General features: G+C 66.3%; 11 protein-coding genes. 7 read left to right on the forward strand and 4 right to left on the reverse strand.

What is annotated here, in order from left to right:
* Positions 1–2: 2 nt before the first annotated feature.
* Entirely contained in the window at positions 3–605 is a 603-nt protein-coding gene (locus E4L96_RS20305; protein ID WP_135209036.1) for an RBBP9/YdeN family alpha/beta hydrolase, read from the forward strand.
* Here E4L96_RS20305 and E4L96_RS20310 read toward each other — a convergent pair.
* Positions 520–1,203: a hypothetical protein gene (locus tag E4L96_RS20310; RefSeq protein WP_135209037.1), complete on the reverse strand. Its 684-nt coding sequence runs from the start codon at positions 1,201–1,203 to the stop codon at positions 520–522. The genes E4L96_RS20305 and E4L96_RS20310 overlap by 86 nt on opposite strands.
* Before the next feature lie 149 nt (positions 1,204–1,352).
* Between E4L96_RS20310 and cysT the strand changes: the two genes are divergently transcribed.
* The 6 genes from cysT (at position 1,353) to E4L96_RS20340 (ending at position 6,646) form a co-directional block, all read left to right on the forward strand.
* Positions 1,353–2,225, forward strand: coding sequence for a sulfate ABC transporter permease subunit CysT (cysT, locus tag E4L96_RS20315; RefSeq protein ID WP_135209038.1), 873 nt, complete (start codon positions 1,353–1,355; stop codon positions 2,223–2,225).
* Positions 2,222–3,109: a sulfate ABC transporter permease subunit CysW gene (cysW, locus tag E4L96_RS20320; protein WP_135209039.1), complete on the forward strand. Its 888-nt coding sequence runs from the start codon at positions 2,222–2,224 to the stop codon at positions 3,107–3,109. The genes cysT and cysW overlap by 4 nt, the downstream gene beginning before the upstream one ends.
* Complete coding sequence (locus E4L96_RS20325; protein WP_135209040.1) at positions 3,106–4,116, forward strand: sulfate/molybdate ABC transporter ATP-binding protein; 1,011 nt, start codon at positions 3,106–3,108, stop codon at positions 4,114–4,116. Before cysW ends, E4L96_RS20325 begins: the two co-directional genes overlap by 4 nt.
* Positions 4,113–5,051 carry a CysB family HTH-type transcriptional regulator gene (locus tag E4L96_RS20330; protein ID WP_135209041.1) on the forward strand — a complete coding sequence of 313 codons (939 nt, stop codon included), beginning with the start codon at positions 4,113–4,115 and terminating at the stop codon, positions 5,049–5,051. The genes E4L96_RS20325 and E4L96_RS20330 overlap by 4 nt, the downstream gene beginning before the upstream one ends.
* Before the next feature lie 62 nt (positions 5,052–5,113).
* Positions 5,114–5,752 (forward strand): peroxiredoxin, encoded by a 639-nt coding sequence (locus E4L96_RS20335; protein WP_135209042.1) that lies wholly within the window; start codon positions 5,114–5,116, stop codon positions 5,750–5,752.
* A gap of 120 nt (positions 5,753–5,872) precedes the next feature.
* Complete coding sequence (locus E4L96_RS20340) at positions 5,873–6,646, forward strand: sulfite exporter TauE/SafE family protein (protein WP_135209043.1); 774 nt, start codon at positions 5,873–5,875, stop codon at positions 6,644–6,646.
* Here E4L96_RS20340 and E4L96_RS20345 read toward each other — a convergent pair.
* The 3 genes from E4L96_RS20345 to E4L96_RS20355 are packed head-to-tail and all read right to left on the reverse strand — an operon-like array spanning position 6,640 to position 9,520.
* A complete protein-coding gene (locus E4L96_RS20345) occupies positions 6,640–7,686 on the reverse strand; it encodes an aldo/keto reductase (RefSeq protein WP_135209044.1) in 1,047 nt (348 codons plus the stop codon). The genes E4L96_RS20340 and E4L96_RS20345 overlap by 7 nt on opposite strands.
* 12 nt (positions 7,687–7,698) lie before the next feature.
* Complete coding sequence (locus E4L96_RS20350) at positions 7,699–8,736, reverse strand: quinone-dependent dihydroorotate dehydrogenase (RefSeq protein WP_135209045.1); 1,038 nt, start codon at positions 8,734–8,736, stop codon at positions 7,699–7,701.
* Between the two features lie 49 nt (positions 8,737–8,785).
* Entirely contained in the window at positions 8,786–9,520 is a 735-nt protein-coding gene (locus E4L96_RS20355) for an arginyltransferase (RefSeq protein ID WP_135209046.1), read from the reverse strand.
* Between the last annotated feature and the right edge of the window lie 17 nt (positions 9,521–9,537).

Below are 9,537 nucleotides of genomic sequence, written 5' to 3' on the forward strand. Positions count from 1 at the left end.
CTATGCTCGAAGCACTCCAGCCCTACCGCATCCTGATCGCGCCTGGACTCCACAGTAGCGGGCCCGGCCATTGGCAGTCGCACTGGGAACGGTTGCTTCCCCAGGCCCGGCGCATCGTCCAGGATGACTGGTCCGCGCCAGACCTGCCGCGCTGGACGGGGCGGGTGGACGAGGTGCGGGCCGACGACCCGCGCCCGACCTTGATCCTCGCGCACAGCTTTGGCTGTCTGGCGGCGGTGCGCAGCGTCGCGGCGCGGCCTGGCGGCGTGGCTGGACTGCTGCTGGTGGCCCCGGCCGACCCCGACAAGTTCGGCGTGGCCGGCCTGCTGCCGCGCCACCCGCTGCCGGTGCCGAGCATCCTCATCGCCAGCACCGACGACCCCTGGATGGACATCGCGCGCGCCAGCGCCTGGGCTCAACTCTGGGGCGCCGAGTTCGTCGACGCCGGGCCGCTCGGCCACATCAATTCCGCTTCCAACCTGGGCGACTGGACTTTCGGCCAGCGTTATGCGGTGGCGCTCACAGCGCGCCTATCCCGCGACAGATCGCCTGCCACCACGCCCACGACGGCGACAGCACGAAGCTCGCGTGCTGGAACAGCGTGAACACCATCAGGATCACATACGGCCGGCGCAGGCCCCCTTTGCGGAAATCATCGAACAGCAGTGCCGCGACCGCCAGTTCGGTGATGGCGTAGCTCAGGTGGAGCCCGGTCTCGAAGGCCGGGAGCTGCAGGTAGATGTTGGTGGCGCGGGCGAGCGCGGGCGGCAGCAGCAACACGACCGTCGATGCCATGTAGCGCGCATGCAGCTGGACCTCGCGCCGGTGCCGGAGGGCCATGCCATAGGTCCACGCAAAGTAGGCCATCGAGGTCACGTCCAGAAAAGCCAGCCGGTTGCCGAACGCTTGCACGAAGCCACGGCTGGTTTCACTCAGCATGTCGTGCACCACCAGCGCGCCCGAGAACAGGAACAGGGGCACGATCGCCAGCGTGGCCCGGCCCAGCGCCCGGTGGGCGGTGATATGCCGCTGGCGCATGAACCAGGCCTGCAGGAGCAGGACCATCAGCCACACGGCGGCGATGCTGCCGTGGACATGGCGACTGAGGCTGGCCTCCGACAAGCGCGACAGATACGTCGGATAGAAGCCGGCGACGGCCACCAGACATGCCAGGCCAAACCAGAACGGCGCGGTGCGATACATGGTGTCTCCTCCCTCGTTGTTATTTGTTTGGAAACTGTACGCCGACTTAAGACGAGGATCAACTAAGCAAATGAGAAAGTAATCGTTTTCTTTATTACACGACGGGCGCAAACTCCCCTTTCGATATTTGAATTGGTAATAAGCGAACCATGTCCGCCGTCCTTGCATCCCCTTTGCTGGCGTCCGCGGCACCGCGCGTCCAGCGCCGCGTGCTGCCGGGCTTCGGGCTGTCCCTCGGGTTCACAGTGGTGTACTTGAGCCTGATCGTCCTGATCCCGCTCTCTGCCGTGTTCCTCAAGACCGCGACCTTGACCTGGGACGCGTTCTACGCCGCCGTCACCTCGCCGCGCGTGGTCGCTTCCTACAAGCTGACCTTCGGGGCCTCCCTGATCGGCGCCGCCATCAACGTGGTCTTCGGCGGCATCACCGCCTGGGTGCTGGTGCGCTACCGCTTTCCGGGCAAACGCATCATCGACGCGCTGGTCGACCTGCCGTTCGCGCTGCCCACCGCCGTCGCCGGCATCACGCTCACCGCGCTGTACTCCGCCAACGGCTGGTTCGGCCGCATCCTGGAAGCCAAACTCGGTCTCAAGGTCGCCTTCACCCCGCTCGGCGTGGTGATCGCACTGACCTTCATCGGCCTGCCGTTCGTGGTGCGCACGGTGCAGCCGGTGCTGGAGGAAGCTGAGCGCGAACTGGAGGAAGCCGCGGCCAGCCTTGGTGCCAACGCGTGGCAGGTGTTTGCGCGCGTTGTGTTCCCGACCGTACTGCCCTCGCTGCTGACCGGCTTCGCACTGGCCTTCGCGCGCGCCACCGGCGAATATGGCTCGGTCATCTTCATCGCCGGGAACATGCCGATGGTCTCCGAGATCACGCCGCTCTTCATCATCACCAAGCTGGAACAGTACGACTACGCGGGCGCCACGGCGATCGCGGTGGTGATGCTGATCGTCTCCTTCCTCCTGCTCCTGGCCATCAACCTGCTGCAGGCCTGGGCGCGCAAACGGGCGGGGGGCCTATGAATCCGGCCTCCATTCCGGGCCCGCGCCGCGGCGAGCTGGCTTCGGCCGCGCAACCGCTGGAACCACAATGGTTGCGCTGGACGCTGACCATCGTCGCCCTGCTGTTCCTCACGGTCTTCCTGTTCGTGCCGCTGGCCGCGGTGTTCGCGGAAGCGCTGCGCAAGGGCTGGGACACTTACGCCGAAGCCGTGCGCGAGGACGATGCCATCGCCGCCATCAAGCTCACCCTCATCACCGCTGGCATCGCCGTCCCGCTGAACCTCCTGTTCGGCGTGGCCGCGTCCTGGTGCATCGCCAAGTTCGATTTCAGGGGCAAGAGCATCCTCCTCACCCTGATCGACCTGCCGTTCTCGGTCTCGCCGGTGATCTCGGGCCTGATCTACGTGCTGCTGTTCGGCGCCCAGGGCTGGCTCGGCCCCTGGCTGCAGGAGCACGACATCAAGATCCTGTTCGCGGTGCCGGGCATGGTGCTGGCCACGATCTTCGTGACTTTCCCCTTTGTGGCGCGCGAGCTGATTCCACTGATGCAGGCGCAGGGCACGGAAGAAGAGCAGGCCGCGCTCGTGCTGGGCGCGTCCGGCTGGCAGACCTTCCGCCGCGTGACGCTCCCCAACATCAAATGGGGCCTGCTGTATGGCGTCATCCTGTGCAACGCGCGGGCGATGGGTGAATTCGGTGCGGTGTCCGTGGTCTCGGGCCACATCCGCGGCGAGACCAACACCATCCCGCTGCAGGTGGAGATCCTCTACAACGAATACAACTTCGCGGCCGCTTTCGCCGTGGCCTCGCTGCTGGCGCTGCTGGCGCTGGTGACCCTGGCCGTGAAGTCCTTAGTCGAATGGCGCCTGCGCGAGTCCGCGCGGCCGCTGGGAGAACACGCATGACCATCGAAGTGAAAAACATCAGCAAGCACTTTGGCGATTTCGCCGCGCTGGACGACGTCTCGCTGGCCTTCCCGCAGGGCGAGCTGACCGCGCTGCTCGGCCCCTCCGGCTGCGGCAAGACCACGCTGCTGCGCTGTATCGCGGGCCTGGAACACCCGGACGCGGGCCAGGTGCTGCTCGATGGCGAGGATGCCTCCGGCCGCCACGTGCGCGAGCGCCAGGTCGGCTTCGTGTTCCAGCACTACGCGCTGTTCAAGCACATGACGGTGTTCGAGAACGTGGCCTTCGGACTGCGCGTCAAGCCGCGTTCCCAGCGCCCGTCCGAGGCACAGATCCGCACCAAAGTGAAGGAGCTGCTGGAGCTGGTGCAGCTGGACTGGCTGGCCGACCGCTATCCGCCCCAGCTTTCGGGCGGCCAGCGCCAGCGCATTGCCCTCGCGCGCGCACTGGCGGTGGAGCCGCGCGTGCTGCTGCTGGACGAACCCTTTGGCGCGCTCGATGCCAAGGTGCGCAAGGAGCTGCGCCGCTGGCTGCGCCGCCTGCACGACGAGCTGCACGTCACCTCCATCTTCGTCACCCACGACCAGGAAGAGGCACTGGAAGTGGCCGACCAGGTGGTGCTGATGAACCACGGCCGCGTGGAGCAGGTGGGCGCGCCGGAAGCGGTCTACAACGACCCGGCTTCGCCGTTCGTCTACAGCTTCCTCGGCAACGTCAACGTGTTCCACGGGCGCGAAGGCGCGGCCTATGTGCGTCCGCACGACCTGCATGTGGAGCGTGTGGACACCGCTCCCGAAGGCGCGGACGGGGTTGTGGTGCGCCTGCGCCGCGCCCACGCCATCGGTCCCCTGGCCCAGCTGGACCTGGAACGGGCCGACGACGGCAGCATCGTGGAAGCGGTGATCCCCACGGAGCGCTACGGCCAGCTGGCGCTCAAGGAAGGCGAGACGCTCCTGGTCCGTCCAAAACGTTCGCAGGTGTTTGTCGACCAGGGAGCCTCGATATGAATTTCCAGCAGCTGCGCTCCGTGCGCGAAGCCGCGCGCCGCAACTACAACCTGACCGAGGTCGCCAACGCGCTGTTCACCTCCCAGCCGGGCGTCTCCCGCCAGATCCGTGAGCTGGAGGACGAACTGGGCGTGGTCATCTTCGAGCGCAATGGCAAGCGCCTGACCGGAATGACGGAGCCGGGCAAGGGCATCCTGAAGATCATCGACCGCCTGCTGGTGGAAGCCGAGAACCTGCAGCACGCCAGCCGCGAATACGCGGGGCAGGACAGCGGCACGCTCACCATCGCCGCCACCCACACGCAGGCGCGCTACGCGCTGCCGAAAGTGGTGCAGCAGTTCCGCCAGCTGTTTCCGAACGTGCGCATCGCGCTCCAGCAAAGCGCGCCGGAACACATCGCGCAGTGGGTCCTGTCGGGCAAGGCGGACATCGGCATCGCCACCGAAGGCCTGTCCACCTTCGCCGACCTGGTGTCCTTCCCGTGCTACCGCTGGAGCCACGCCATCGTGGTCCCGGACGGGCACCCGCTGCTGGGCCACTCGCCGATCCGCCTGCAGGACCTGGCCGAGTACCCGCTGATCACCTACGACGTCGGCTTCACCGGCCGTGGCCACCTGGACGACGCCTTCGCGCAAGCCGGCCTGCGCCCCGACATCGTGCTCACCGCGATGGACTCGGACGTGATCAAGCAGTATGTCTCGCTTGGCCTGGGCGTGGGCATCGTGGCCTCGATGGCCTTCGATCATGGGCGCGACCGCGGCCTGCGCGCGGTGGAAGCGTCGCACCTGTTCGCGGTGAACACCACCCGCCTCGCGGTGCGCCGCGGCGTCTACCTGCGCCGCTATGCCTATGAATTCATCCAGCAGTTTGCGCCTGAGTTGCGGCGAACCGACATCGAACGCGCGGTCACCCAGCCCGAAGACGAAGCTGCCTGAGCAGAATGTTTGTATTTGCGTTAACATGACCGTCCCCCACTCACTCACTGGAGAACAACAACATGACTCTTCGCCTCGGTGATACCGCTCCTGACTTCGAACAGGACTCCTCGATCGGCCGCCTCAAGTTTCACGAATGGGCGGGCAATTCGTGGGTGGTGCTGTTCTCCCATCCTGCCGATTTCACGCCGGTGTGCACCACCGAACTGGGTCTGACCGCCAAGCTGAAACCGGAATTCGACAAGCGCAACGTGAAGGCGATCGCGCTGTCCGTGGACCCGGCCGAGTCGCACAAGGCCTGGATCAAGGACATCGAAGAGACCCAGAAGACCGTGGTCGGCTTCCCGATCATCGCGGACGCGGACAAGAAGGTCTCGGTCCTGTACGACATGATCCACCCGGAGCAGTCGGTGACCGCGACCGTGCGCTCGGTCTTCATCATCGATCCGAACAAGAAGATCCGCCTGATGCTCACCTATCCGCTGAGCACCGGCCGCAACTTCGACGAGATCGTGCGCGTCATCGACGCCCTGCAGCTGACCGATGGCTACTCGGTGGCGACCCCGGGCAACTGGAAGGATGGCGACAACGTCATCATCCCGCTGACCATCCAGGATCCGGAAGTGATCAAGCAGAAGTTCCCGAAAGGGTACGAGTCGCCGCGTCCGTATCTGCGCCTGACCCCTCAGCCGAACAAGTAAGTGCTGCCCAAAGGCCCCACCCGGGGCCTTTTTCTTATGCGGCCACCTTATAGCTTAGGTATCTAAACAAATAAGGATACGGTCGTTTACCCCTGAGCCCGTCGATGAGATGATCGCAAGATGGACATCACCTACATCGCATCCGGCTTCGCCGTGGGCCTCCTGGTCGGCATGACCGGGGTAGGTGGCGGTTCTCTCATGACGCCGCTGCTGACGCTCCTCTTCAACGTCCACCCCTCGGTGGCCGTCGGCACGGACCTCGCCTTCGCCTCGGTCACCAAGGGCGCGGGCACCATCACCCACCGCCTGCGCGGGACCGTCCGCTGGGACATCGTGCGCCGCCTGTGCGCGGGCGCGCTGCCCGCGGCCCTCGTCGCCACCTGGGGCCTGCAGCAGTTCGGGACGCTCAATCAGGGCGTGGCGGTCTTCATCCGCTATTCGATCGCCATCTCGGTGCTGCTCACCGTCGTCGCCATCCTGTTCCGCCGCCGCATGCTGGACTGGGTGCACGCGCGCCCGGGGCGCCAGCTGCAAGGCCGCGCGCTGACCACCGCCACGGTGGTGTCCGGGGTCGTCCTGGGCACCCTGGTCACCATCTCCTCGATTGGCGCCGGCGCCATCGGCGCCACCTTGCTGGTGATGATGTATCCGCGCCTGACCCCAGCCGAAGTGGCAGGCACCGACATCGCCTACGCGGTCCCGCTGACCGCGATTGCGGCGGTGGGCCACTGGTACCTCGGCTCCATCAATTGGGCGCTGCTCTTTACGCTGCTGATTGGTTCCCTGCCGGGCATCACGATCGGTTCGTGGGCCGCGCGCTCCATGCCGGAGCGCTTCCTGCGCGGTGTGCTGGCGGCCACGCTCACCGGCGTGGCGGCCAAGATGATCTACTGACCGGGGTTGGTCCAGCGGGCGTGGATCGCGTCGATGCGGTCCACCACATCCGGCGGCAGCACCAGACCGGCCGCGTCGATGTTTTCCTTCAGCTGCTCCAGCGTGGTCGCCCCGATGATGGTGGAGGCCACGAACCAGCGGGTGTAGCACCACGCCAGCGCCATCTGCGCGGGCGTTATCCCATGGGCGCGTGCCAGCGCCGCATATTCCTGCACCGCCTCCAGCACTGCCGGGCGCAAATAGCGCGGGCTCCAGGTCGGCGGGAAAATCGTCAGCCGACCATGCGCCTTCGGATCGTCGAGGTACTTGGCCGAGAGCTGGCCGAAGGCGAGGGGGCTGTAGGCCAGCAGCGAGACGTCCTCGCGGTAGCAGGTCTCGTCCAGGAAACTGGTCTCGAAGGCGCGCGCCGTCAGGTTGTACAGGTTCTGGATGGTCGCGATGCGCGGCAGGCCTTTCGACTCCGCCTGCTTCACGAACTCGCTCACGCCCCAGGACGATTCGTTGGACACGCCGATGTGGCGGATCTTGCCTTCCTCAACCAGCTGGCCCAGCGCCGCCAGCGTGTCCTCGATGGCCACGCAGGCGCGCTCGCGCGTTGGGTTGAAGGTGTTGTTGCCGAAAATCGGCACGTTCCGGCTCGGCCAGTGCAGCTGGTACAGGTCGATGTAGTCGGTCTGCAGGCGCCGCAGCGAGTCCTCGACGGCGGCGCGGATATTCCGTTCGTCCAGGTTGTTCTGGCCGTTGCGGACCCAGTACATGCTGGCGTTGGGCCCCGCCACCTTGGTCGCCAGCACCACGTCCGCGCGCTTGCCGCTTTTCTTCAGCCAGGTGCCGATGAAGCGCTCCGTCGAGCCTTGCGTGCGCGCGCTCGGCATCACCGGATACATCTCGGCGGTGTCGATGAAGTTGATCCCGCGCTCGAGCGCGTAGTCCAGCTGCGCGTGGGCCTGCGCCTCGGTGTTCTGCTCACCAAAGGTCATGGTGCCGAGGCAGACCTTCGATACCTTCAGGTCCGTGCGGCCGAGCTTCGTGCGTTGCATGTGTGTGTCCCGTTAGCGTTTGATGGCCTCGGCCGCGTCCCGCACCAGGGCCGGGCCGGCGTAAATCAGGCCGCTGTAGAGCTGCACCAGCTGCGCGCCCGCATCGATCTTCGCGCGCGCGTCGCTGCCCTGCATGATGCCGCCCACGCCGATGATGGGGATGGTGTCGCCCAGCTCGCGCTTGAGGCCCCGCACCACGGCGTTCGACAATTCAAACACAGGTGCGCCGGACAGGCCGCCCGCTTCCTCGCCGTGCTTCATGCCCTGCACGGCGGTGCGCGACAGCGTGGTGTTGGTGGCGATCACGCCATCGATCTTGTGGCGCAGCAGGGCGTCCGCGATGTTCTTGATCTGCTCATCGTCCAGGTCCGGCGCGATCTTCAGCGTGATGGGCACGTAGCGCTTGTGCTGGTCGGCGAGGCGCTGCTGGGCGTCCTTCAATTGCGCCAGCAGGCCATCGAGTTCGGACGCGCCCTGCAGCTGGCGCAGGTTCTTGGTGTTGGGCGAGGAGATGTTCACCGTCACGTAGCTCGCGTACGGGTACACCTTGCCCAGGCAGTGAAGGTAGTCGTCGGCCGCGCGCTCGATCGGCGTGTCCGCGTTCTTGCCGATGTTCAGACCGAGCACGCCTTCCCTGTTCTGGTAGAAGCGCGAAGCCTGTACGTTGGCCACGAAGGCATCCACGCCGCGGTTGTTGAAGCCCATGCGGTTGATGATGGCCTGGGCCTGCGGGAGGCGGAACATGCGCGGCATCGCGTTGCCCGGCTGCGGGCGTGGCGTCACCGTGCCTACTTCGATGAAGCCGAAGCCCAGCGCCGCCAGGCCGTCGATGTAGGCGCCGTCCTTGTCCAGGCCCGCGGCCAGGCCGACCGGGTTCGGAAAGTCGATGCCCATCACGCGGCGCGGGTCCGCATCCGGCTTGCGCACGAAGCCCGTGAGGCCGAGCGCGGCGGCGCGGCGCAGGGCGGGCAGCGTGAGATTGTGGGCGGCTTCCGGGTCGAGCGTGAACAGCAGCGGGCGGGCGAGGGAGTAAAGGAGCTTGTCGGACATGGGAGCTGAGGGCGGCGCGGTTATCGGGACTGCAAGGCAGCCCGGTATTTTACCGCGCGTCCGTCAGCACGCTCCAGGCACCGTCCTTGCGGGCTTCCAGCGGGCGGAAGTTGATCTTGTAGGCCATCTTGCGGCTTTGCTCGATCCAGTAGCCCAGGTAGACATAGGGCAGGCCCAGTTCGCGCGCCTGGGCGATCTGCCACATCACGTTGTAGGTGCCGAACGAGGCGCCCGGCAGGTCGGGATCGAAGAAGGTGTAGACCGACGACAGGCCATCGGTCAGCACGTCGATGATGGAGACCATGCGCAGCGTGCCATCGGGCTCGCGGAACTCGACCAGGCGGGTGTTGACGCGGCTCTGCAGCAGGAACTGCGCGTACTGGTCGCGCGAATCCTGGTCCATGCCGCCGCCGACGTGGCGGGTGGTCTGGTAGCGCAGGTACAGGTCGTAGTGTTCGTCTGAGAAGGCGAGGGTGGCGACGGTGGCCACCAGCTGCTCATGGCGCGCCCACGCGCGGCGCTGGGCGCGGTTGGGAGCGAAGTCCATGGTCCGCACCCGCACCGGGATGCAGGCCTGGCAGCCGTCGCAATACGGGCGGTAGGTGAAGATGCCGCTGCGGCGGAAGCCGCTGCGCACGAGTTCCGAATACACGTCCGCGTTGATGAGGTGCGACGGCGTGGCCACCTGCGAACGCGCCTGCCGTGCATCCAGGTAGCTGCACGGGTAGGGCGCCGTGGTGTAGAACTGCAGCGTCGAAAAGGGCAGGTCGTTCAGGTGCGTCATGTCTCGGGGGCCGGAGA

This window comes from Zemynaea arenosa, from assembly GCF_004614185.1.
Lineage (GTDB): Bacteria > Pseudomonadota > Gammaproteobacteria > Burkholderiales > Burkholderiaceae_D > Telluria > Telluria arenosa.